The 22,541-nt window shown below is 70.3% G+C and carries 22 protein-coding genes and 1 pseudogene; 12 read left to right on the forward strand and 11 right to left on the reverse strand.

Features of this window, described 5'->3' with window-relative positions:
- Window positions 1-71: 71 nt before the first annotated feature.
- A complete protein-coding gene (locus AB0R04_RS14690) occupies window positions 72-1,136 on the reverse strand; it encodes an aldo/keto reductase (protein WP_363371151.1) in 1,065 nt (354 codons plus the stop codon).
- 117 nt (window positions 1,137-1,253) lie between these two features.
- Between AB0R04_RS14690 and AB0R04_RS14695 the strand changes: the two genes are divergently transcribed.
- From AB0R04_RS14695 to AB0R04_RS14705, 3 genes are all read left to right on the forward strand, one after another.
- Window positions 1,254-2,087: a helix-turn-helix transcriptional regulator gene (locus AB0R04_RS14695; RefSeq protein WP_363371153.1), complete on the forward strand. Its 834-nt coding sequence runs from the start codon at window positions 1,254-1,256 to the stop codon at window positions 2,085-2,087.
- A 326-nt stretch (window positions 2,088-2,413) separates the two neighbouring features.
- Entirely contained in the window at window positions 2,414-3,601 is a 1,188-nt protein-coding gene (locus tag AB0R04_RS14700; RefSeq protein ID WP_363371154.1) for an alpha/beta hydrolase, read from the forward strand.
- A gap of 235 nt (window positions 3,602-3,836) precedes the next feature.
- On the forward strand, window positions 3,837-5,540 hold the full coding sequence (locus AB0R04_RS14705) for a HEAT repeat domain-containing protein (protein ID WP_363371156.1): 1,704 nt from the start codon (window positions 3,837-3,839) through the stop codon (window positions 5,538-5,540).
- A 115-nt stretch (window positions 5,541-5,655) separates the two neighbouring features.
- Here the strand turns inward: AB0R04_RS14705 and AB0R04_RS14710 are convergent, their stop codons facing one another.
- From AB0R04_RS14710 to AB0R04_RS14720, 3 genes are read right to left on the reverse strand one after another with little or no spacing between them, the layout of a single operon-like run.
- Window positions 5,656-5,889 (reverse strand): DUF397 domain-containing protein, encoded by a 234-nt coding sequence (locus AB0R04_RS14710; protein ID WP_363371157.1) that lies wholly within the window; start codon window positions 5,887-5,889, stop codon window positions 5,656-5,658.
- Window positions 5,890-5,949: 60 nt separating this feature from the next.
- On the reverse strand, window positions 5,950-6,135 hold the full coding sequence (locus AB0R04_RS14715) for a DUF397 domain-containing protein (protein WP_363371159.1): 186 nt from the start codon (window positions 6,133-6,135) through the stop codon (window positions 5,950-5,952).
- Window positions 6,136-6,137: 2 nt separating this feature from the next.
- Window positions 6,138-7,010: a helix-turn-helix transcriptional regulator gene (locus tag AB0R04_RS14720; RefSeq protein WP_363371160.1), complete on the reverse strand. Its 873-nt coding sequence runs from the start codon at window positions 7,008-7,010 to the stop codon at window positions 6,138-6,140.
- A 130-nt stretch (window positions 7,011-7,140) separates the two neighbouring features.
- On the opposite strand from AB0R04_RS14720, the gene AB0R04_RS14725 reads away from it, so the two are divergent.
- Window positions 7,141-7,602, forward strand: a complete 462-nt coding sequence (locus tag AB0R04_RS14725) for an ATP-binding protein (protein ID WP_363371161.1) — start codon at window positions 7,141-7,143, stop codon at window positions 7,600-7,602.
- Between the two features lie 199 nt (window positions 7,603-7,801).
- Here AB0R04_RS14725 and AB0R04_RS14730 read toward each other — a convergent pair whose 3' ends face one another.
- Window positions 7,802-8,089 (reverse strand): hypothetical protein, encoded by a 288-nt coding sequence (locus tag AB0R04_RS14730; protein ID WP_363371163.1) that lies wholly within the window; start codon window positions 8,087-8,089, stop codon window positions 7,802-7,804.
- 170 nt (window positions 8,090-8,259) lie between these two features.
- On the opposite strand from AB0R04_RS14730, the gene AB0R04_RS14735 reads away from it, so the two are divergent.
- The 4 genes from AB0R04_RS14735 (at window position 8,260) to AB0R04_RS14750 (ending at window position 12,251) form a co-directional block, all read left to right on the forward strand.
- On the forward strand, window positions 8,260-8,592 hold the full coding sequence (locus AB0R04_RS14735; protein ID WP_363371165.1) for a PadR family transcriptional regulator: 333 nt from the start codon (window positions 8,260-8,262) through the stop codon (window positions 8,590-8,592).
- Complete coding sequence (locus tag AB0R04_RS14740) at window positions 8,589-9,659, forward strand: hypothetical protein (protein WP_363371166.1); 1,071 nt, start codon at window positions 8,589-8,591, stop codon at window positions 9,657-9,659. Before AB0R04_RS14735 ends, AB0R04_RS14740 begins: the two co-directional genes overlap by 4 nt.
- 382 nt (window positions 9,660-10,041) lie before the next feature.
- The gene (locus AB0R04_RS14745; RefSeq protein WP_363371167.1) at window positions 10,042-10,671 is read left to right on the forward strand and encodes a hypothetical protein; all 630 of its coding nucleotides are present in this window, start codon (window positions 10,042-10,044) and stop codon (window positions 10,669-10,671) included.
- 20 nt (window positions 10,672-10,691) lie between these two features.
- Entirely contained in the window at window positions 10,692-12,251 is a 1,560-nt protein-coding gene (locus AB0R04_RS14750) for a hypothetical protein (protein WP_363371168.1), read from the forward strand.
- Window positions 12,252-12,332: 81 nt separating this feature from the next.
- Here the strand turns inward: AB0R04_RS14750 and AB0R04_RS14755 are convergent, their stop codons facing one another.
- Entirely contained in the window at window positions 12,333-13,136 is an 804-nt protein-coding gene (locus AB0R04_RS14755; protein ID WP_363371169.1) for an alpha/beta fold hydrolase, read from the reverse strand.
- A 144-nt stretch (window positions 13,137-13,280) separates the two neighbouring features.
- Between AB0R04_RS14755 and AB0R04_RS14760 the strand changes: the two genes are divergently transcribed.
- On the forward strand, window positions 13,281-13,835 hold the full coding sequence (locus tag AB0R04_RS14760; RefSeq protein ID WP_363371170.1) for a helix-turn-helix domain-containing protein: 555 nt from the start codon (window positions 13,281-13,283) through the stop codon (window positions 13,833-13,835).
- Between the two features lie 139 nt (window positions 13,836-13,974).
- Here the strand turns inward: AB0R04_RS14760 and AB0R04_RS14765 are convergent, their stop codons facing one another.
- On the reverse strand, window positions 13,975-16,707 hold the full coding sequence (locus AB0R04_RS14765; RefSeq protein ID WP_363371172.1) for a CARDB domain-containing protein: 2,733 nt from the start codon (window positions 16,705-16,707) through the stop codon (window positions 13,975-13,977).
- Window positions 16,708-17,332: 625 nt separating this feature from the next.
- Between AB0R04_RS14765 and AB0R04_RS14770 the strand changes: the two genes are divergently transcribed.
- Window positions 17,333-17,827 (forward strand): DUF4240 domain-containing protein, encoded by a 495-nt coding sequence (locus AB0R04_RS14770; protein WP_363371174.1) that lies wholly within the window; start codon window positions 17,333-17,335, stop codon window positions 17,825-17,827.
- A gap of 185 nt (window positions 17,828-18,012) precedes the next feature.
- Window positions 18,013-18,666, forward strand: a pseudogene (locus tag AB0R04_RS14775) (IS5 family transposase); the annotation flags it as partial.
- A gap of 10 nt (window positions 18,667-18,676) precedes the next feature.
- Here the strand turns inward: AB0R04_RS14775 and AB0R04_RS14780 are convergent.
- Window positions 18,677-18,997, reverse strand: a complete 321-nt coding sequence (locus AB0R04_RS14780; RefSeq protein WP_363371176.1) for a hypothetical protein — start codon at window positions 18,995-18,997, stop codon at window positions 18,677-18,679.
- A gap of 643 nt (window positions 18,998-19,640) precedes the next feature.
- Window positions 19,641-20,660: a hypothetical protein gene (locus AB0R04_RS14785; protein ID WP_363371177.1), complete on the reverse strand. Its 1,020-nt coding sequence runs from the start codon at window positions 20,658-20,660 to the stop codon at window positions 19,641-19,643.
- A gap of 177 nt (window positions 20,661-20,837) precedes the next feature.
- Between AB0R04_RS14785 and AB0R04_RS14790 the strand changes: the two genes are divergently transcribed.
- A complete protein-coding gene (locus AB0R04_RS14790; protein ID WP_363371179.1) occupies window positions 20,838-21,431 on the forward strand; it encodes a TetR/AcrR family transcriptional regulator in 594 nt (197 codons plus the stop codon).
- Between the two features lie 92 nt (window positions 21,432-21,523).
- Here the strand turns inward: AB0R04_RS14790 and AB0R04_RS14795 are convergent, their stop codons facing one another.
- Window positions 21,524-21,721, reverse strand: a complete 198-nt coding sequence (locus AB0R04_RS14795; protein ID WP_363371180.1) for a hypothetical protein — start codon at window positions 21,719-21,721, stop codon at window positions 21,524-21,526.
- Window positions 21,722-21,939: 218 nt separating this feature from the next.
- Window positions 21,940-22,521 (reverse strand): TetR/AcrR family transcriptional regulator, encoded by a 582-nt coding sequence (locus AB0R04_RS14800; protein ID WP_363371181.1) that lies wholly within the window; start codon window positions 22,519-22,521, stop codon window positions 21,940-21,942.
- Between the last annotated feature and the right edge of the window lie 20 nt (window positions 22,522-22,541).

Here is a 22,541-nt window from a genome sequence, read left to right on the forward strand (position 1 = left end):
ACGGACGTCCGAGCAGCCGCCGCGATCACCCCGAGGGCGGCGGCAGTGCTGCCCCGGGGCTCGATCGGGTATCAGCGGCGGGTTTCGACCTTCAGGTCGCCGTGGGTCACCGTGCGCATCCTGTCGCTGGCGAGCAGGTCGTGCGGGAAGCCGAGTTCGATCGCGCCGGCCTCGTCGAGGCGGGCCAGTTGGGAGGCCGTGAAGTCGACCTCGAGGGCACCCAGATTGTCCTCCAGCTGCGCGAGAGTGCGGGCGCCGATGAGCGATGCCGTCACATCCGGGTTCTGCAGGGTCCAGGCCAGCCCGACCTGGGCGGTTGTGCGGCCCAGCTCCGCGGCGACCTCCTTCACGACATCAGCGATGTCCAGGTTGTGTTCGGTGAGCCCGCCGTTGGCGATATTGAAATTTTTACGGGTGCCGTCGTCGACCGCGGTGTTCGTCGTGGTCAGGTCGTCGCGGCTGTACTTGCCGGTGAGCACCCCGCCGGCAAGTGGCGAGTACGGCACCACGCCCAACCCCATCTCGCGTGCCATCGGGATCAGGTCACGTTCCCCGGTACGCTCGATCAGGTTGTATTCGATCTGCAGGGCGACCAGCGGCGACCAGCCGCGCAGGTCGGCGATCGCCTGCATGCGCGACACCTGCCAGGCCGGGGCGTTGGAGATCGCCACGTACAAGACCTTGCCCTGCCGGACCAGATCGTCCATGCCACGCAGGATCTCCTCGACCGGTGTCGTGAAATCCCACACGTGCAGGTAGAGCAGATCGATGTAATCCGTATTCAGCTGTCGCAGACTGGCTTCCACCGACGCGAACAGGCTCTTGCGGTGAGGGCCCCCGGAATTCGGGTCGCCGGGCCGGCGCAGCGTGGTGTATTTCGTTGCCAGCACCAGGCTTTCGCGGTTGTCGCGGGTGAATTCGCCCAGCAGGCGCTCGGAGCTGCCATTGGTGTAGGTGTTGGCGGTGTCGACGAAGTTGCCGCCGCGCTCGACGTAGAGGTCGAACAGCTTACGCGCCTCGTCCTGCTCGGTACCCCAGCCCCACTCGGTGCCGAAGGTCGCCGCGCCCAGCGCCAGCGGTGAGACCCGCAGCCCGGAGCGGCCCAACAGCCGGTAGGTGTCGAGGGTGAGCGACATCGTGTCCTCCTGTGCTTGTCATCCGTTGTCGAGAACAAGTCTGTGACCGCCGCGAGCCGGGGATAAGGGAAAGAAGTTCCTGGGAACACCAGTCCTACCCTGGCTGTTGGGTCGAACATGATGACCCGCACCGTGGACACGGCAAAGGAGCTGGCCGCGTTCCTGCGGACCCGGCGCGAGCGCCTCGACCCGAAGGACTTCGGCCTGCCGTCGCGTCAGCAGGCCCGGCGGACCCCGGGGCTGCGTCGTGAAGAGGTCGCCGAACTGGCCGGGGTCAGCATCGACTACATCGTGCGGCTGGAACAGGCCCGGGGACTGCGGCCCTCGGCGAACGTGGTGGAGGCGTTGGCCCGGGCGCTGCGCCTGGCCCCCGACGAACGCGCCTACCTCTTCAACCTGGCCCGGCAGCGCCCCCGCAACGCCGACAAGCCCGCCACCACTGCAGCACCCCCGCTGGCCCGGCTGGTCGCCGACCTGTCGCCGCTGCCGGCCGTGCTGATGAACCACCGCTACGACATCCTGGCCTGGAACGGCGAAATGGCGAGGCTGCTGCTGGATTTCGACACCCTGCCGCCGTCGCAACGCAATGCCATGTGGCTGTGCCTGGTACACCCGGAAATACGCGAGTTCTATGTCGACCGCGAGCGCGTCGTGCGGGAGGGAATCGCCCACCTGCGCGCAGCGTGGGCCGCGCACCCGGAGGACCGGGCGTTGACCGACCTCATCACCGAATGCACCACCCGTAACGAGGAATTCGCGCGATTGTGGGCCGAGGGAGACGTGAAGGTCAACGGCCGCGGACACAAGGTGATGCGGCATCCGGACGCAGGTGTGATCGCCGTGAACTTCGAAGTACTCATGCCACTCCAAGATCCGGACCAGCGGTTGATGATCTGCCGTGCCGCGGACGATGAGAGCCAGTCGGCATTGAACCGGTTGTGCTCACGGTGACGTCGAACCCTCATTCCGGCGTGCCTCGGAGTCCATCGGTGAGATCCGGGCCGAAAGCATGCCGGGTGCCCGGACGGCGCGGTGTCCATGACGCTGGTCGCCTTGAAGGCGACCCCAGGGGTCCACGGCGGTCAGCATCGGGAGCGTGAACTCGCCCTGGGCGGTCTCCGGCCGGTCTGCGAGGAACGCGCGGATCCGGCCGAGTCTGGCCTCCCGCTCCTGCTCCGGCATGACGAGCAGGCCCGCCCCTTCACCGTCGAAATCAGGGACTTGTCGGGGGTCCACCCGGATGCCGCGCCCCCGCGCCGGTGGAAAGAATCGCCGTCATGAAGACAATCCGGTGGGCAACCAGATACGCGGTGAGCTGCGCCACCGCTGTGGTGCTCATCCCCCTGAGCGTGTCGGCCCCAGCTGTCGCGGCACCCGCCGCGGCACCGTTGACGGCGTCCAGTGTGCCGAAGGCCCAGACGGCGAGTGCGTTGTCGTTGCCTCGGCCGACCGGACCGTACGCGGTCGGTCGTGACACCCTGCACCTCGTCGACGACCAACGCGCCGATCCGTGGGCACCGCAGTCGGGACCGCGACAGTTGATGGTCGACCTCTACTACCCCGCCCGCACCAACAGCGGCACGCCTGCCGCGTACATGAGCACCGCCGAGGCGTCGGCGTTGATCACCTATGCCGGTCTGTCGGGGGCCCTCGAACCGGCCCGCCTCGCCGACACCCGGACCTGGGCCCGGGCCGACGCGGCACCGGCGCGGGGCCGCTACCCGCTCGTCGTGCTGTCGCCCGGTTTCACGGTGCCCCGCTACACCCTCACCGCGCTGGCCGAGGAACTGAGCAGCCGGGGCTTCGTGGTGGCGACCGTCGACCACGCCCACGAATCGGCGGCCACCCGGTTCCCGGACGGCATCCTGCCCTGTACGGCGTGCGACGCGTACAACTCCGGCGCGGCCACCCAGGAACAGATCGCCGCGGGCCGCGCCCGGGACGTGTCCTTCCTGCTCACCGAGCTCACCGGTCCGCGCCCGGCGTGGCGGTACTCCACACTCATCGATCCGGCGAGGATCGGCATGGCCGGACACTCCATCGGCGGCGATGCGACCCTGGCCGCCATGGGCGCGGACCGACGCGTGCTGGCCGGCGTCGACCTCGACGGCGCCATCACCCCACCGGTTCCCGCGACCGGCATCGGGGGCCGCCCGGTCCTGCTGGTCGCGGCCGCGGACCCGAGCGGCCCGGACATCGTGCCGTCCTGGACCAGCAGTTGGCCGAACCTGGACGGATGGAAGCGGTGGCTCACCGTCGCCGGCGCCGACCACTACACCTTCACCGACCTCGACTACCTGGTCAACGAGAGCGGCGTGCTGCCCATCCCGAACGCTCCCCGGTCGATCGCGATCACCACCAGCTACGTCGGCGCCTTCTTCGAACGCCAACTCAAGGGCACCTGCGAGCCGTTGCTCAACGGCCCCAGCCGGGACTTCCCCGAGGTGACCTTCACCCGCCCCTGACCGGCACGGACGGCAGAAAGGGCTCCGGCGCCACGGAGGCGGCCCGCCCGCATCAAGGCGCGAGGAACGCCGACTCCCTGCGGAGCTCCGCCCAGCAGTTGAGCGCGCGGACGCAGCAGGCCCAGGCCGTCATCTCGAAGGACGGCGCCGCCGGCTGGAGACCGTCTTCAGAGGTCAGGTCCCGCCCCCTGCCCCGCCCCCCCAGAGGTCGGTGGCGACGGGCAGAATGTTCGTCATGTTCGACGGACTCCACGACATCGACTGGTCGCAGATGCATCACGCCTACGGCACCGCGGAGGAGGTGCCCGGGCTGCTGCACGCGTTCGCCTCCTCCGACGAGGAGGAGCGCAGGAACGCGCTCGACAGGTTCTACGGCGCCGTCCACCATCAGGGCGATGTCTACCAGTGCACGGCCGCAAGCGTGCCGTTCCTCTTCGAGCTGGCCGGCGACGCCGCCGCGCCCGTACGGGCGGCGGTGGTCGAACTGCTGGTCGGCATCGGCAGCGCGGCGCTCGCGTACGGCGCGACCGAGGAGAACAGCTGGGACTTCTCCGGCCACTACAAGGCCGCGGCGCTGATGCGGGAGCAGGCCGAGACGTTCATCGGGTTCGCCACGGACTCCGACCGGCTGGTGCGGCAGGCGGCGATACCCGCGCTCGGGCTGTTGGCCGACGATGCGGAACGCGCTGCCGCGGTGCTGCGGGAACGGCTTCCCGCAGCACCGGGGGTGGTCGAACGGCTGCTGCTGGTCGAGGCGATGGCCGAGCTGGCTCTGCCCCGGCCGGACATGCTGGCGTCCGCATCGGCCTGGCTCACCTCCCTCGCCGACGACACCGCGCTCGATCCGACCACCCGGCTGGCGGCCCTGATCCAGCACGCCCGGTGCACACCGGACTTCCACGCCCAGGAGGCGACCCGCACCGCGGTCGCCCTGCTGCGTGAACAGACGGCCCCGACCGGCGACTGGTGGCTCACCCCCACCCCGGCGACACCGGCACCCACGATCGAGCCGGGCAGCGCACCGGTCGAGGTCATCGCCGCGTTCGAGGACCTCGACCGGCACGCAGCGGTCCACTCACCGGTCACCGGGCTGCTGCGCACCTTCCACGAGGTTCTGGGCGCGCGGGTGCCCGAGCGCACGATGCTGCTGGCGGAACAGCTGCGCAGCGCTGACCCCGGTACCCGGCTGGACGCCCTGCGGATGGGCTCGGAGATCATCAGGTCCCGGAGCGGTGGCCACGGCCCGCTCGTCGCGCTGATCGGCGCCCAACTCGCGGACCCGTACCTTGAGGTCGTCGCCGAGGCCGCCTCCGCCCTCGGCGCCTGCCATCCGGTCCCCGAGCCGGCCCGCCCGGTGCTGGTCGCCTTCGTCGCCGCCCAGCACGCGCAGTACGGACCACAGGCGTGGGCCTCCCCGCAGCGCCATCTGCGCCGGGCCCATCAGGAGGCCGTCCTCGCGTTGGCACGTCTCGGTGACGAGCGGGCGCTGCCGAGTCTGCTGGTGGCGCTGGACGGCGGGGTCGACGCCTGGCGGGCGGTCCAGGCCGCGAAGTGGCTTCCGGGTGCGGCAGGGCAGTTGGTGCCCAGTCTGGTCGAGCGGCTGCTCGGCTTCGACCTGGACCAGCAGTGGATCGAAACGGAGGTGAACTCGACGCTGCAGGCGCTGGGGCACCTCGGGGGCACGGCAGCGCTCGGGGCGGTCGAGGAGGTACTCGATCGGGCAGTGCGGGCGGAGAAGTGGGGGATCGTCTGCTCGGCACTGGCGGCGTTGCGGCAGTTCGGCCCGGCGGCGGCACCCGCACTGCCGGTGATCCGTGAGCTGGCCGCACTCGGCGCGGCCGTGAACTCCCATGTGGCGCCCGCCGCGGTCGCCGCGCTCCGGGCAATCGAGGGCGACGCACAGGAGGGGACTGCCACTGCTTCCGGGCCTACTGGATGACGCCGACTCGTTCCGGGCCTACGAGGCCGCGGACGCCCTCCCGCGCGGCCCCTCCTGTTCGTCGGCCCGGTCGGCAGCCGGTCCGCCGAGCCCGAGCGGTGCGCCCTGGCGGCCCTCAGGCGGCCGTCGGGGCGAAGTCGACGAAGGCCTGCCAGGCGGCGGGGGAGAAGGTGAGCTGGGGGCCGTCCTTGTCCTTGGAGTCACGGACGTGGACGGCGGCGGTCGTCTCGGCGACCTCGACGCAGGCGGCATCCTCGTTGCTGCTGTAGCTGCTCTTGCGCCAGGCGACCTCGACGCATTGGGCGCCTTCGTTGGTGCTGTGGCTGCTCTTGAACCAGACGAGTTCCATGCTTTCTGACGGTACGCCAACGGCCCACCGCTGCCTAGCGGTGGGCCGTTGGGGGACTGCTCAGACCTCGGCGGTCGCGGCGAAGCCGACGAACGCCTTCCACGCGGCGGGCTCGAACGCCAGCTGCGGGCCGCTCTTGTCCTTCGAGTCACGCACGTGGACGACGCCGGGCGTCTCTGCCACCTCGACGCACTCGGCGCCCTCGTTGCTGCTGTAGCTGCTCTTGAACCACGCCAGCTCGGCCATGCTCACCGCTCTCCCAGGATCATCTCGATCAAGGCCAAGGACTCCCTCATGTTGAGCGCCTGCCCCCTGAGGGTGCCGTACCGTGCGGCCATCTTACGGACTTCCTCCGGGTCCGTGATCAACCTGTTGACGTGCTGGACCTCCACGTACGCGATCTGCGCGCGTCCGGGCGGGGTCAGCAGCGTGAACGGACCACCCATGCCGGCGTTCTCCGTGCTACTGAGGGGCATCACCTGCAACTCAAGGCCGCGGATCTCGGCGACCTTGAGCAGGCGTAGAAGCTGCTCTTGATGGACATCCCAACCGCCGAGTGGCCGACGGAGAACGCTTTCGTCGATCACCCAACTCATGGTTGGCAGCGGCCACCGCGTCAGGATCTCCTGGCGTGCCAGTCGAGCTGCCACCCACTGGTCGATCTGTTCGACGGAGAGCCAGGGCCTGCGCATCTCGTACAGCGCTCGCGCGTGGGCCTCCGTCTGCAGCAAGCCGGGGATGAACAACGTGCTGAAGCCGTGGATTTCCACGGCCCGTCCTTCCTCGTACGTGAAGGCCTTGGAGAACGCAGGGTGCCGCGTGCTGATCCGGATCTTCGCCTTCATCACGTCGTCGGCGACGATCCTCAACGCGCCACCCGCGTTGAGGACTTCCTCCGCCCTCGTCAGGATCTCGATTCTCGGCGTCCGCTTGCCGCGCTCGACCGCTCCCAACTGGTCCTCGCTGTACCCGAGCTTCTCGGCCAGCTCGCGCTGGGTCAGCCCGGCCCGCTCCCGGAAGAGCCTGATCAACTTGCCCACCGCCGCATAGAACTCCGCGACCCCGTCGGAGTTCTCCGCCGTCTCGCCGTCATCGAAGACCGTGCGCTCGACGCCACCCACGACAATCACCCACCCTTTCGACCGATTGATCTGGGCCGGCCGACAGGCCAACCCTCCGCATCCGCACAGGCACTCTCAGTGCTCGCCGAATCCGTGGTCAGCGTACGTCCGGGGCGCCACGATTTTTTCCATGACGACCGACATCCCCCTCGACAGCCCCCGCCGTCACACCAGCACCCTCGCCGCCACCCCCAAGGGCGCCGCCATCTGCCGGCGCATCGCCAGGCGTCAACTCACCACCTGGGGGCTGAACTTGTCCCACACCGAGCCGTACTACTCGGCGCTCCTGATCGTCGCGGAGCTCGCCGCTAACGCGACTACCCATGGCCGCGTTCCGGGGCGCGGCTTCGAGCTTCACCTCTGTCTCACCACCACCGTGCGCCGGGGCACAACCTTGCGCATCGAGATCTCGGACTGCAGGGGCGACCGTTTCCCCGCCCTGCCCGCCGTCCTCGCCCCCAACTCCCAGTCCGGGCGCGGCCTCACCCTCATCGACGCCCTCGCCGACCGCTGGGGCACCATCCCCCGCCACCCCAACGCGAAGACCGTCTGGGCCGAGCTCGACCTCCCCATCGCCCCCGATGCGTCCTGACGTGACCCCGGGCGCCGCGACCGCCTACACCCTCCTCCCGTTCGCACTCCTCCTCGCTCTCCTCGCCTGGATCTACCCCCTCACCGCCCATCACCATCCCCGCCCGGGCCCCAGGCCCACCGCAACCCCAACCCCTGTTCGCTGACTGCGGCATGGGAAGTCGGCCCCACCGACTTCCCGCGCCGAACCTGTCCCGGACTCAGCTCCCCGGCAGCCGCCCCTGGCACGAATACACCGGCGGAGCGCCGTCCGTGAGGACGGGCTCCTCGTAGCACTCGACGCGCAGGTCGCCGTGCAGGTCTTCGAGTTCGTAGAGCGCCTCCTCCAGGAAGGCGTCGGCCCAGGCCTCGATCGACATCGTCGTCAGCGCGTGGTTCGAGACCGGGGTGAGCGGTCCGCGATCCATCGGCTCCCACTCCGGTGCGACGTCCGAACGGAACGTCAGTCGCCACCAGTACGGCTGCCAGTACGGCTTCTTCCGCTGCAACGAGACCAGCTCCCGGTGTCCTTGAGGCGAGGCGGTCGTGCCCCGACATCCGTGAAATGACGGGTTCCGCAGCCGAACGGTTGCTCTGGCATCCGCCCGTGCCAGATATATGGGCCCCTGGACGGTATATGCCTATGAACGGTATATGTATCCGCATGACATTACGCTCCATGCAGGAGCCCACGTTGCTTCTGCTCACCGCACTGGCCGACGCGCCTCGGCACGGCTACGCCCTGATCCAGGAGGTTGCCGCGCTCTCGGACGGTCGGGTCAAAATGCGCACCAGCACGCTCTACAGCGCGTTGGACCGCCTGCTCCAGCAGGGGCTGATCGAGGTCGAGCGTGACGAGGTGATCGACGGCCGTGCCCGCCGGACGTACGCACTCGCCGACGCGGGACGAGACACCCTCGCCGCCGAGGCCGACCGGCTGCGCGCGGTAGTGGCCGAGGCCGACCGGCGCCTGCGCGCCACCCGTTCGACGGCCAGGGGGGCCCTCGCGTGAACACCGCCGCCAGCGCCACCAGCAGCACCACCGGCACCGCCTTGCGAGGACTGCGACTGGCCCTGCGGGCCTACCCCGCCGCCTACCGGGCCGAGTGCGGCGAGGAGATCACCGCGGTCCACGCCGACTCCACCGCCGGCGCCGGCCGACTGGCCGTCATCCGCGAGACCGTCGGCGTCGCCGCGTACGGCCTGCGGGTGCGCACCGGCATCACCGCGAGCAGCACCGCCGGACGCCTGCTCGCCACCACCGCCCCGCTGGCCGCCGCCATGGCGCTCGGCCAGCAGCTGACCGCCCTCGTGTTCCTCCCGGAGAAGTGGCGGCAGGCCACGGCCAACCACTCCTACGCGTTGCAGCACCCCGGAACCGCTTTCGTCGACTGGCACTCCCCGCTGATCGCCCAGACCGTCACGCAGGTGCTCTGGTTGCTGGTCGTGGTAGCCCTGTTGTTCCGCCGGTGGACCACCGTCCGGACCCTGGCCGCCCTGGCCGGAGTGGCCGCCATCGCCCAGTGCTTCGTCCAGCAGCATGAGATATGGACCGTGGTGCCGGGCTTTCCGCCGGACTACACCCTCCTGATCATGTCGTCCGGCGCGAACGTGTTGTGGTCCCTGCTGCTCTTCGCCGCCCCCGGCGACCTGCTGGAGAGTACGATCGCCCGCCGACCGCGCGCCGCCGTCCCGCCCGTCCTGGTGCTGGTCGCGAGCCTCATGGTGTCCAACCTGGGCCGCCTCAGCGCACTTCTTTACGAGAACACCCTCCCCGTACTTCCCCAGCCCGTGCTGACGTTGATGGGGGCCTGCATCCCGCTGGCCCTGCTCTCGCTCGCATTCCTCCGCTGGGGCCGGCTGCTGCCGGCCGCGACCGCACTGGCCGTCCTCCCGCCGGTCCTCAGCCTCGGCCTCACCAGCAACGAGCTCTTCAGCTGGTACGACAACGAGCTCGGCAATCTCGGCCTGCTCTGCCAGTACCTCCTCACCGTCACCCTGATCGCCCTGGTGACAGCGGCCGCCGTCCGCTACCTGAAGCCCGCCCCGGGAGCCCCGAGCCGCCTCGGCGCGGCGTAACCCGCCCCCGCACTCTCTCGACGCTCTCGACGCTCCCGACGCTCCCGACGCTCCCGACTCTCCCGGCGAACGCCGCGCATGACCTCCCCGGTCGGCGCGGCGTTCCGCTTCGCGGACGTTCCCGGCGGTGCCGCGTCGTGCAGTGGGCTTGTTAGGCCATGTGGGTGACGGTGGATCAGGCCGTTCCGGTTGCCGGTGGGACGCGTGTTCGGGTGGGCAATTCGGTCCAGGCGGGACGTAAGGCGGATCGGTTCGCGCCAGCGGTCGCGTGCCGTGGGTGGTGGTGGGGCCGGTGGTCCCGCCGGGCCGTTGATCATGGCGGGCGGTCCTGCCGCGTCGTGCGGCGGGCCGCATCCGTGTCCCGCCTGTGAGGAGCGCCCCTGTGCCCGACGCCACGATCGACCTGCCGATCAGCTTCCAAGTCCCGGAGGCGTTCACCGACCTCGACTTCTCCGTGTCGGCGGAGGTGAACACCAACCGGCTGATCGAGCGGCTGAACATGGTCGACCCGAAGCCGTCGCAAGAGGAGATAGCGGCGGCCGTCCTGACCCAGCAGACGATGTACGAGCTGCTGTCCGCCGCCGGCGCCGTCTACGCGGGCACGCTGCTGTACGGGCCGACGAAGGAGAAGCCCGAGGAGAAGCTGGCCTCGGCGATCCTGACCGTCACCGCCCGCCCCAGCGAACTGTCCAACGAGCAGACCGTCCACCGCCTGGCCCGCACCATGGGCGCCATCTACCCGGACGCCGAGGTCGGCGTGGTCCGGCTCGAAGCCGGCCCCGCGGTGCTGCTGACCGAGGAGCGCAAGGTCGAACGCCCGGTCAACCTGCTCGGCGACGGCGGCGGGCCGACCGTGGTCCGTCAGCTGCACGTGTTCGTGCCGATCCCCGGCCGCCTGGCGATGGCCGACTTCGCCATCGCCACCGAGAACCTCGCCGAGTGGGACTCCTGCGTGGAGATCCTCGCCGAGGTCTGTCGCACCATCGCCTTCGACACCGCCGCCGCGGCCTGACCGGGAAAAGGGGACAACCCATGAAGATCGAGTACGGGCTCGACGTCAGCCTGCCGAACCTGGGCTACGGGCCGGGCCACGACAAGATCGTCTTCAATGTTCAGAGCGAGCTGAACATGTACACCACCAACAGCAAGGACGCGATGAAGATCTGGGGGTGGGACCCGTCGGCCCTGCGCCCCGAGGACCACTACCGGATCGATCAGCTCCTGCGCCTGTACGTCTTCCAGCGCGACCAGGTCATAGCCGCGCTCAAGCGCCTGGATGTGGAGCTCGGCACGTACACGGGGGCCCAGCAGAGGCTGAAGGCGCTGGGTCTCGACGCGGGAAATCTCGGGGCGCTGGGTCTCGATGCGCTGGATCTCGTGGCCGACTTTGAGCAGACGGCGGAGGCCGGGTCCGCCGCCCCCTCCCCGGAGTCCGAGATCTCGAAGCAGTTGAAGGCCTTCAAGACCTTCCTGCGCGAGAACACGTGGCAGGACCTGGAGAAGTGGGCGAAGGAGAACGACCTCTACGTCGAGCGTCCGAGCGACCCGCTCGCCGCTGCCCTGATGAGTGGCTTCGAGGGCCAGGCGTACGAGGACGGATTTCCGGATGCGGAGGGCGTGATCGCCTTCAAGCATCCCGTCGTCGCCCGCTACCTCGGTCCGATCTCGTCCCTGGCCATGGGCGGGCGTTCGGGTGAGGGCGTCTACTTCCGGCTCACCGACAGCAGCTACCCCCGGGAGTGGATCAAGGACGGGCGGCTGTACGACCTGGTCGACATGGCCCTGGCCCTCCAGGCCGAGCTCCAGCTGCAATGCCTGCTCACCGACCGCGAGTTCACCCGGGTCATCCAGACCCGGGGCCAGGAGTTCGAGTACCTGAAGGCCGAGGCCGCCCGGAAGGCGGCCGAGGAGCAGGGCAGCAGCTTCTGGTCCGTCTTCGGGGACATCCTCGGCATCGTGTCCGCCGTCGCGGGCGTCCTGGCCCTCATCCCGATCCTCACGCCGATCGCCGGCCCGGTCGCCGCCGTCACCGCCATCGCCGCGCTGGGCGCCCACACCGTGGACGCCGCGATCAAGGGCGACTGGGACGCGGCCACGATCGTCGGCCTGGGCGCGGACGCGCTCGCCGCCCTGCCCGGTGTCGGCGCGGTCGCCAAGAGCCTCAAGGCGGGCAAGGCCATCGTCAAGACGATCGGCACCGGCGCCAAGGCCTCCTACAAGGCCAGCGTCGGCGTCCGCAGGGCCGGGCTCACCTTCCTCGCCGAGACCGGCGGCTCCGGAGCCTCCGACGCGACCAAGGTGTTCAACTACCTCGGCACCAAGGGCGCCAAGGTCGTCGGTGCCACCGAGAAGTCCGGGAAGATCGCCGGCAAGGTCCTCCAGGGCTCGGTCAACCTCGCCACCCAGGTCCCGCTGGTTGTCGAGATGTCCACCGGCAGGGACATGTCCCAGGCGAAGGAGGGTGCGAGCGGCGCCGCGCTGACCGCCAACTACGGTCAGAGCATCGGCAGCTGGGGCATCGTCGGTGATGCCGCCAAGAAGACGGGTACCGTCTCGCTCGCAACGTTCTCCAAGATCATCGGCCGCCGCTGACCTCCAGGCTGCCGTTCAAACCCGCCGCCCGGCCCTCCCGGGCGGCGGGCCGGCGGCCCCGTGCCGGTCGGTGCCGCCTGCTCAGCCGATGTGGTGCCGGTCGAGCCAGGTGAGGGAGTGGTCGGCGAGTTCGGTCCAGCCGTGGTCGACGGTGAGGGAGTGGCCGCGGTCGTCGAAGCGGTGGTAGTCGGTGACGGCGGACGACTTGCGGTACTGCTTGTGGGTGGAGCGGGTCAGCACGTCGGGCACGGTGTGGTCGAGCTTGCCGGACAGGAGGAGGAGCGGTCCGCGGTCCTCGTTGCGGGTGTCGACCTTGGCGGGGGAGTGGGGGGCGAAGTTGCTGAGGGCGAGCTGGAACAGCGGGCGGGCGGGGCTGGGGATGGTCCACTCGTCGAAGAGCTCGTCGGATTCCTGCTGGGGGACGGCGTTGGCGAACGCGTAGCGGAACTGCTCGGGGTTGAGCGAGACGGCGCGCTTGGTGTTGGCCGGGTTGCGCAGGAACGCGAAGGCCGACTTGGCCTGGGCCGGCCCGACGGCCTTGACGCCCTTGATCTGGCCGGGGCCGATCGCGACGGCGGCCCGGGCGAGGTTCTGGCCGAGGAGGTGCTGGGCGATGAAGCCGCCGACGGAGTGGCCGACGAGGACGGGCGGGGTGTCGAGGTCGCGGATGATCCGGGCGTGGTGGGCGGAGATCTCGGCGAGGCCGATGCCGCCCTGGGGGTCGGGGTTCCTGCGGGCCTGGGCGACGGTGGTGGGGACGCCGGGCCATTCGGGGAGGATCGGCTCGTAGCCGGCGTCGCGGAACCGGTCGGCCCAGCCCTGCCAGCTCGTGGAGTGCAGCCAGAGGCCGTGGATGAACATGACCGGGGTGCGGTTGCTGGGCATGGCGGGGTCTCTCCTGGTGCGTGAGGGTTGGGGGCCGGATCGGGATCGGCGGCCGGTCGGGGCGCGGTCGTCCGGTCCGAGAAGTAGAAGGATCGTTCTCTCTACTTCTCCAAGGTAGAACGATCCTTCTGTTAGCGTCAAGCCATGACGACGAGAGACTCCGCGCCACCGCGCGCTCGCATCCTGGCCGCGGCGATGCGGCTCTTCTACGCCCAGGGCGTGCGCGGGGTGGGCATCGACCAGCTGATCCGCGAGTCGGCGGTCGCCAACGCGACCTTCTACCGGCACTTCCCGTCCAAGGACGACGTCGTGCTCGCCTACGTCCACGAGCACGACCGGCTCTTCCGCGCGGCCGCCGCCGCAGTGGCGGACCTTCCTCCGCGCGAGGCCGTGACGGCCCTGTTCACGGGCATCGCCGACGAGTTCTGCGCCCCCGGCTTCCGCGGCTGCCCGTTCATCAACGCCGCCGCCGACTACCCGGACCCCGACCACCCGGTCAGCCGCGCGATCCAGGAGCACATGGACTGGTTCCGCGCCCTGCTGGCCGGCCTGCTCGCCGCCGCCGGCCACCCCGACCCCGACCGGGCGGCCGACACCCTGCTGATCCTGCGGCACGGCGCGATGAACCAGAGCCGCTTCACCGCCCCCGCGGCGGTGCGCGAGGCGCTGGCGGCCGCCGTGGACTCCGTCCTCGGCTAGGCCCTGTCCGGCCGAGAAAGCAGGCAGAGTGCGCCACCACTGGTGGCGCACTCTGCCTGCTTTCTCGGCCGCTACGCCCGGCGCGTGCGGCGCGTGCGTTGCGTGCGTCGCCGGGGCCGGCCCGGGTGGTGGAGGGTGGTCACTCTCCGGAGCGGTCCTGGCGCAGGCGGGCCGAGGCGAAGGCGGCGATGAGCCAGCCGAGGCCCAGCAGCGCGCCGCCGCCGAGGCCGGCCATGGCCACCGGGGATCCGGCGTTCGCGAGCATCAGGGCGGGTTCCTGCACGGCGGTGTCGCGCGGGGGAACGGGCGCGGGGCGGGTGCCGGCGGGGTGTTCGGCGGCCGACGTGCCACCGGGGGCGGTGCCGCCGGGGTGGTTGTCCCACTGGCCGGGGCCGGGGTGGCGGTCGCCCCAGCCGCCGTGGCCGCCGGAGTTGTTGCCGTCGCAGCCGCCGTGGTCCTGGTCCTCGCAGGGGGTGCAGGCCACGATGGTCACGGTGTTGCTGGTCGCCGTCACCCGGGTGCCGTCGGGGGTGGTGCCGGTGACGGTCGCGGTGTCGGTGATCCTCCCGGCCTGCACGTCGGCGTCGGCGGTGGAGTACGTCGCGGTGCAGGTCGTGGACGCGCTCGGGGCCAGGGTGGTCACCGGGCAGGAGACGGCCGGGGTGCCCGGACCGGAGTCCGTCACGGCGAGCGAACTCAGCGCTGCATCACCGGTGTTGGTGACGGTGAAGGTGTAGTGCAGGGCCTGGCCGGCGGCGGAGAACGAGGTCTCCTGGACGGCCTTGACGATCTTCAGGCCGGCGAAGGGCACGGTCACCTTGTTGCTGGTCGAGGTGACGGTCCGGCCGCCGGGGGCGGTCCCGGTCACCTGGGCGGTGTCGACGACCTTGCCCGCGGCGACGTCGGCGTCGGTGGTGACGTAGGTCGCGGTGCAGTTCTCCGAGACGCCCGGTGCGAGCGGGCCGGGCGGGCAGGTGACGGTCGGGGTGCCGGGGCCGTTGTCCACCACGCCGATGTTGGTCAGCGGCTGGGCGCCGGTGTTGGTGACCGTGTAGGTGTAGTGGATGGTCTGGCCGGCGGCGGTGTACTGCGCCTCGGCGGCCTTCTTGACCACGGTGATCGCGACCAGCGGGGTGTTCACCTTGTTGCTGGTCGTGGTGACGCTCTGGCCGCCCGTGTCGGTGCCGGTGACCTGGCCCTGGTCGGGCACGTTCTGGGCGGCTACGTCCGCCGCCGTCGTGACGTAGGTGGCCTGGCAGGTGGTGGACTGGCCGGGCGCGAGCTGGTTGGTTCCGCAGCCCGAGACGGTGACGCCGGGCGTCAGGTCGGTCACCGTCACACCGGTCAGCGCGATCTGGCCGGTGTTGGTGACGGTGTACGTGTAGTTGAGCGTCTCGCCCGGGGCCTGGAAGTTCGGCTGGACGGCCGACTTCGTGATGGTCAGCGCCCGCAGCGGCACGACGACCTGGTTGCTCGTCGAGGTCACCGTCTGGGTGCCCACGGTGGCCGTCAGGTTCGCCGAGTCGGTGATCGTGCCCGCCGCAGCGTCCGCGGCCGTCGCGGTGTAGGTGGCGGTGCAGTTCTCCGTGGCGCCGGCCGCGAGCGGGCCCGCCGGGCACATGACCGTCGGGGTGCCGGGGCCCGTGTCGGTGACCGCGATGTTCGTCAGCGGCACCGAGGCGTTGTTGGTGACGGCGTAGGTGTAGTGGATCGTCTGCCCCGCGACGAACGAACTCTCCGCCGCGGACTTGTCGATCTCGGGGGTGGGGACGTTGACCAGCACGGTGGTGGTGCAGCCCGTCGCGGTCGCGCAGGTGCCGCCGGCGATCGTCGGCGCGACGTTGTTGGTCAGCGCGAAGTTGCCGGTGTCCGGGCTGTTGACCGTCACCTGGTACTTCACGGTCACGGTGGACCCGGCGGCGGGCGGCGCCGTCAGCGTGCCCGACCAGGTCAGGGTGTTCCCCGTGACGGCGGCCGTTCCGGAGGTGGCCGTGACGGAGCCGGCCACCAGCGTGCCGTCCGTCAGCACGGCCGAGAGGTCGTCGCTGAAACCCGCGAAGGTGGCCGGGTTGGTACCGGTGTTGGTGACGGTCTCGGTGTAGGTCAGGGTGTCGCCCTGGTCCACCGGGCCGGTCGGCGACACCGACTTCGCGACGGTGTAGGAGGTGCCGGTCGGAAGGTTGCAGTTCCCGCTGTCCTGGGTGGAGGAGGCGCCGTAGAAGGGGTGGCCCGTGTTGGCGACGACGGTGGTGGGGATCACCGCGGTCGAGGGACCGGCCGGGATCGAGTTCAGGGTCTCGATGGTGCCGTTCGCACGGAAGACGTACACCTGGCCGCCGGACTGGGCCAGACCGTACGTGGAGCCCGGCACGTTGCCGATCTCGGTGATCGTGTTGTCCGGGTGGATACGGAAGTAGAAGGTCGGGTTCTGGAAGAACGAATCGAACGCCGCCCCGAGGATGTCACCGTCGGGCAGGGTGATGAAGTCGCCCGAGGAGACGAGCGTGGCGGGGTAGGCGGCGGGGAACAGCGTGCTCACCCCGGTGGTCGGGTTGAGCGTCCAGATCAGGTTCGAGAAGAACGACCCGATGAACAGGGTCCCGTCGGGCCGGGAGCTCAGCGCGTTGAAGTCGAATCCGTCGACCGCGGCCGGACCGGTGATCACCACCGAACTCGTCTCCGCACCCGTGGCCGGGTTGATCGTGTACAGCGTCGCCGGGCTCTCGTGCCAGGACACCCCGTACAGCGTCGTACCGTTCGCACTCCACGCGATGTCCCCGTAATCCCGCACCAGCGGCACGTCGGACAGCTGCGTACCCGTCGGGCTGTACGAGTACAGCTGGTCACCGCCGCCGCCGGTGTTCGCCCACACCGGGACCGGCGGACAGGTCAGCGCCCGGGGGCCTGACTTTCCGTCCGCGCGGTCCGCACCGTTCGCGTCGTTCGCGCCGTTCGCGCCGTTCGCGCGGTCCGCGCCGTCCGCGGGTGAGGCGGCGGCAGGTCTGACGGATGTCGTCTCCCGTGCAGGGAAGGCGTGCGCCGGGAAGGCCTGTGCCGAACCTCCTCCCCAACCCGCCGTCATGCCGATGACCGCCAGTCCGATCGCTGCGGCGAGCCTGCCGCGCGACCGACCGCGTCTGATCCCTGCCATACCGTCTCCGTTCCAGTCGGGCGTGGTCACCGCAAGACGCCACGCCGCAGCATTGGGACAACACAAGGTGTTTTTGTGAACACTTTGAGTAACGTGGCATGGGTTGGCTCGGGCCGCCATCCGGACCCGAACCGCTTGCGACCGCTGGGTGTCGGCCACCTGGCCCCATCGCGCCGAGCGTCCGCTACTTCGGCACGCCCGTCGTCCTGCTCTCCACGGAGAACGCGGACGGCAGCGCCAACTCGCACCGCTGAAACCGCCGAAGCTGCTGAAACCGTTGAAACCACTGAAACCGTTCTGTCGCCTGCGCGAGAGAGTGTCAGACCCAGCTGCCAGGGTGACGGGCATGGACCTCGACACCTTCTGGCAGATCATCGACGACACCCGCACCGGCGCCGCCGACGAGAGCGAACACGCCGACGCGCTCACCGAGTACCTCGCCGGCCTGGCACCCGATCAGATCGCGGACTTCGACCGGCACTACGCGCAGCAGAAGGCCCGCTCCTGCACCTGGCTGCTCTGGGGCGCGGGCTACCTCGTCAACGGCGGCTGCAGCGACGACGGCTTCGACTACTTCCGCGACTGGCTGATAGGCGCCGGCCGCACCCTCTTCGAACAGGCCCTCGCCGACCCGGACAGCCTCGCCGAACTCCTCACCCCCGACCAGGAGGAACTGGAGGCCGAAGACCTCGCCTACGCGGCCACCCACGCCTACCGCCAACTCACCGGCGCCGACCTCCCCTCCAGCGACATCACCTCCGTCCCCCCGACCGGCGAACCCTGGGAGGACGAAGACCTCCCCGCCCTCCTCCCCCACCTGTCAGCCCGCTTCGCCGACTAGCCCCCCGCCCACCGGACGTCACGCGCCGTCGTTTCCATCTCGGGGAATTATGTAGACCGACCGTCATATTCCTCGCCCCCCAGCCCGCCAGCCTGGGGGGCGCGGCGCAGGAAGTCGACCAGGCCGACTTCCTGCGCGCACCGGAGGCGGCGGCACCGCTCGCCGCGCACGCAACTATGTAGACCGACCGTCATCGAAGGTGGTCGGCGGATGGTACGTGGGAGAGAGTTCTGCTGGCCGTCCTAGCCGACGCCGATGCCGAGGGCCGAATCGACTGGAGCATGGTCGGCGTCGATTCCACGACTTGCCGCGCTCATCAGCATGCGGCCGGCGCCTCCATTCCTGCCCCGAGGGTTCCGGGCCGGCGAAGGAGACTGGCGCGTCACCGTTCTGATGAGGCCCTGGGACGCTCGCGAGGCGGTCGCACCTGCAAGATCACCTTGTGGGGGGAAGGGGACACTCCGCAGATGATTTCCGTGTTGGAAGAGATCCGTGTGTCCCGGCAGGCTGGTGGGCGACCGCGCACCCGGCCCGACCGTGTCGGGGGCGATGAGGCGTGCTCGTCACGCCGCAACCGGCTTCACCTGCGCGGGCGCCAGATCAAGCACACGATCCCCGAGTCGAGAGACCGGCGGGCCGACCGCCAGCGCCGCGGCCGCCGAGGCGGCCGGCCGACCGGGTTCGACAAGACGGCTTACCGCCGCCGCAACGAAGTCGGGCGAACCATCAACCGGCCCAGGGACTTCCGAGCCGTCGCCACGCGCTACGACAAGAGGGCGCATGTCTTCCATGGGACGGTCACCATGGCCTCGATCCGCCTATGGCTCCGCCCGGCGTGAGAGGCCCCGCTCAGAGGTCTGTTGCACCCGGATAGTGGCGGCGAAGTTCGCTGAGTACGCGCTCGTCGACAGCCCTGACGTCCCACTGCGAGCTGTCCACTTCGGTCAGGGCGACCATCACCCCGTCCCCGGCGAACCCAAGCGCTTCGGCGTCGATCAGCTGGAGGAAGGGGGCCGTCAGCGACAACAGCGTCAACGTGTCCATGCCGCCGTCGGCAGACTGCCTCTCCATCTCGACGCAACGAGGATCGACGATTTCGTCGAACTCGACGCGCCACTGCAGGTCCAGGCCGAAGCTGCCCAGGCGGACCAGTAGCTCAGCCAGCGTCACGTAGTGCTCTCCGTGCCAGGCAGGAAACGTGATCCCCTTCATCCCCGCCTCTGCTTCGGCTGTATTGCGTGACAAGCGACCCCCTTCGTTCAACAGCAAACACTAGGGCGCGGCCCTGACCAGCTCACACGACCCATCGCACAGACCCCTAGCCCCCGCCTGCTGGACGTCACACGGCGCCCCGCCCGACTCCCTGCGCCGGCACCGTTTCCATCTCGGGGAATTATGTAGATCGACCGTCATATTCCTCGCCTCCCAACCCGCCAGCCTGGCGGGCGGCGCAGGAAGTCGGCCAGGTCGACTTCCTGCGCGTGGGGGAGGGCGCTCACGCCTGCCGTCGGCCGGATATGTAGACCGACCGTCATATTCTGCGCTGCGCACGGTGGATTCCGCACAGGAAGTCGATCAGGCCGACTTCCTGTGCGCACCGGAGGCGGAGGCGCCGCTCGCAGCGCACGCAACTATGTAGACCGGTCATCATATTCGGTCCCGTGCTGGATGGGTGTCGCGCAGGAAGTCGGGCCGGCCGACTTCCTGCGCGAGGTGCGAGGTGCGAGGTGGGTGGTGGGTGGTTGGCGCGCAAGGGTGTGAATCAGTAGACCGGTCGGCATATTTTTCCGAGGCGGCGCCGGGCGGTGCCTGGTTAGTGGGTGTGGTGGTAGGTGGCGAGGGTGGTGAAGGCGGCCTTGGGGTCCCAGGGGAGGTCGGGGTAGGTGGTGCCGGGGCGGTCCTCGTAGACCTTGACGATGCCGTAGCTGGCGAGGTCGAGGTCGTCGCGGGGGTCGGCGTCGGGGCGGTGTACGTGGTCGTAGAGGGCGAAGGTGAAGACGAAGGTGGCGTCGATGCCGCCGGCGTCGAAGGCCTCCAGCAGTTCGCGCAGGTAGGCGGCCTGGCCGGCCTCGTCGCGCTCGTGCGCGGCCTTCAGGCGGACGGGGCCCTCGGCGTCGTACTCGACGATGTCCAGGCCGAGCGCGCCCCGGTCGCCCGCGCCGAGGTAGCCGGCGGAGCCGAACTCGGTGATGGCGACGGGCTTTCCCTGCGCGGCCAGCTCGTGGACGCCGTCGGCGAACCGGTCGGCGGTCTCTGCGGAGCGGTAGAGGTCGAGGGAGATGAGGTCGAAGGGCGTCCAGTCGACGCGCTCCAGCGGTACGGCGGCGTAGGTGACGCGCCCGCCGAAGTGTTCGCGGACGGTGGCCACGGCCCGGTCGAGGAACGCGTTGACCCGGCCGCTGACCGGTCCGAGGTGTTCGCGGACGAGCTCGGGTCGGCTGAGCAGGGCGATGCGCTCGTCCGTGGTGTCGCCGGGCAGGAATCCCGGGTTCATCAGGCTGAGTTCGGCTCCGGTGACGAACACCACCTCGGCGCCGCGCCGCCGCAGCCGTTCCGCGCGCTCGGCGCAGTCGGCGAACAGGGCCAGCAGCTCGTCGGCGGTGAGTTCCAGCGGGTACGGGGAGTACCAGACCTCCAGTCCGAGGTCGGCGGCGAGTCCGGCGGCGAGTTCGATCCGGTCGGGGTCGCCGCCCATGATGCGGACCGCGTTGCAGTGCAGGTCGTCGCGGATGATGCGCAGTTCGCGTTCGACCTCCTTCGGGTCGAACCGGCTGCGGGAGTACGACCCGTTCCTGACGAATCCGGTGTCGTAGCTGATGCCTTTGGCGCGCACGGTGTCCTGCCTTCCTGGGGGTGGGGCGGGGCGGGGCGGAAAATACGGTACGGCCAGTACCCTAGTTGGCGCGGGCCGGAGAGGGCAAGAAGGATGGGAGGGTAGGGGCGGTATCAACGGCGGTATCAACGGCGGTACCGGCGACGGGATCGGACTGGATCGGACGGGACGAGGGCCATGGCCGGGCAGACACGGCGGCGCGGGGCGGCACTGGAGGAGGCGATCCTCCAGGCGGCGGTGGCGGAGCTCACCGAGTCCGGATTCGCCGGGCTGACCATGGACAAGGTCGCCGCCCGCGCCGGCACCAACAAGAACGCCCTCTACCGCCGCTGGCCCAACCGCCTGGCCCTCGGTCTCGCCGCCTACAAGCAGCTGGCCACCACCGCCGTGCCCCCCGACACCGGTGAACTACGCGGGGACGCCCTGGAGTTGCTCCGCGAGGCGAACCGGCACTGGAGCTCCCCGCTCGGCGCGATCCTGCGCGAACTCCTGGCCGCGGCCGGTGGCGCGGCGGAGTTCCTGGCGCAGCTCCAGGACCAGTCCGGCGAGGCCGCGGCCGCCCCCTGGCTCACCGTCCTGGGGCGCGCGGTCGCCCGTGGTGAAGCGGCCCCCGAGGCGCTCCACCCCAGGGTCGCCACGGTGGCGGTGGTGCTGCTGCGCAACGAGTTCGTGGTGCGGGGCGTGCCGACCGCGCCCGACGACGTCCTGGTCGAGATCGTGGACGAGGTCTACCTGCCGTTGATCCGGCGCCGCGGGCCGGCGGACGTCTGAACGGGCACGGCCCCGGAGTGGCGCCCGGCGGGGCTCGGCGGACGGACTGAGGACGGGCGAGGTCGGGCTGAGGGCGGCGCGGGTCTCCGGGGTCAGGAACCGCCGAGGTGGCGCGCCTCCAGGTGCGCCGTCCGCCCGGTCTGCCCGGGGTCGGCGAGGAAGCGGTCCACGCAGTCCTTCGGAGCCTGGAAGCTCAGGTTCAGGACCTCCCCGGGGTACTTCGCCGATGCGTGGAACCCGGCGCCCTGAAGGTCGCACGCGGGCAGGTCCAGCCCGAACGCCTTCGTCACCTTTTCGAGGGTCTGCCCCTTCGGGCTGCCCGGGTATGTCCTCGGGTCGGGAACCGGGCCCCGGCCGGGATCCGAACGGCCGCGCTGTGCCTCGCCCTTGCGTGAGTGCCCCCTCGTCGGACGGCGCCGTCCCGCAGGGAGGGCCCCACGGGGCGGCGCCGAAGGCGGATCGGGTGATCAACCGGCTCGGGTGCCCGGCAGGATCCGCCGGACGGGTCCTAACTGTTCCCGGTGACCAGGGAGTTGGTGAGCCGGTCGGCGACGGTGGCGTCGAGGGGGGCGTGGCCGAGGAGGAAGCGGTACCAGAAGACGCCGTAGACCTGGTCGACGATCAGATCGAGGTCGGTGTCGTCGGCGAGTTCGCCGCGTTCGCGGCCGCGGGCGAGGAGGTCGTGCAGGGCGGTGCGGCGGGTGGCGGTGAAGGTCTGCATGAGGTCGGCGAGGTGGGGGTCGCGGGCGGCTTCGCGGACGAGGGTGCGCAGGGCGGGGGCGGTGGTGTCGCGCTGGGAGCCGTCGAAGGTGGTGGCGATGAAGGCGTGGAGGTCGGTGCGCAGGGTGCCGGTGTCGGGGCCGGGGGCGTCCTGGTCGGCGCGGTCGGTGAGGGCGTCGAGCAGGACGGCGCCCTTGGAGGGCCACCAGCGGTAGACGGTCTGCTTGCCGACGCCGGCGGTGCGGGCGATGGCGTCGATGGTGACGGGGGTGCCGTCGGATTCGGCGAGCAGGTGCAGGGCCGCGTCGAGGATCGCCTGGTGGGCGGCCTCGTTGCGGCGGCGTCCGGTGTGCGGGCGGGCTTCGGTCATCGTGTTTCCTTTCCTCTTCC

Source organism: Kitasatospora sp. NPDC056731, from assembly GCF_040687675.1.
Classification (GTDB): Bacteria; Actinomycetota; Actinomycetes; order Streptomycetales; family Streptomycetaceae; genus Kitasatospora.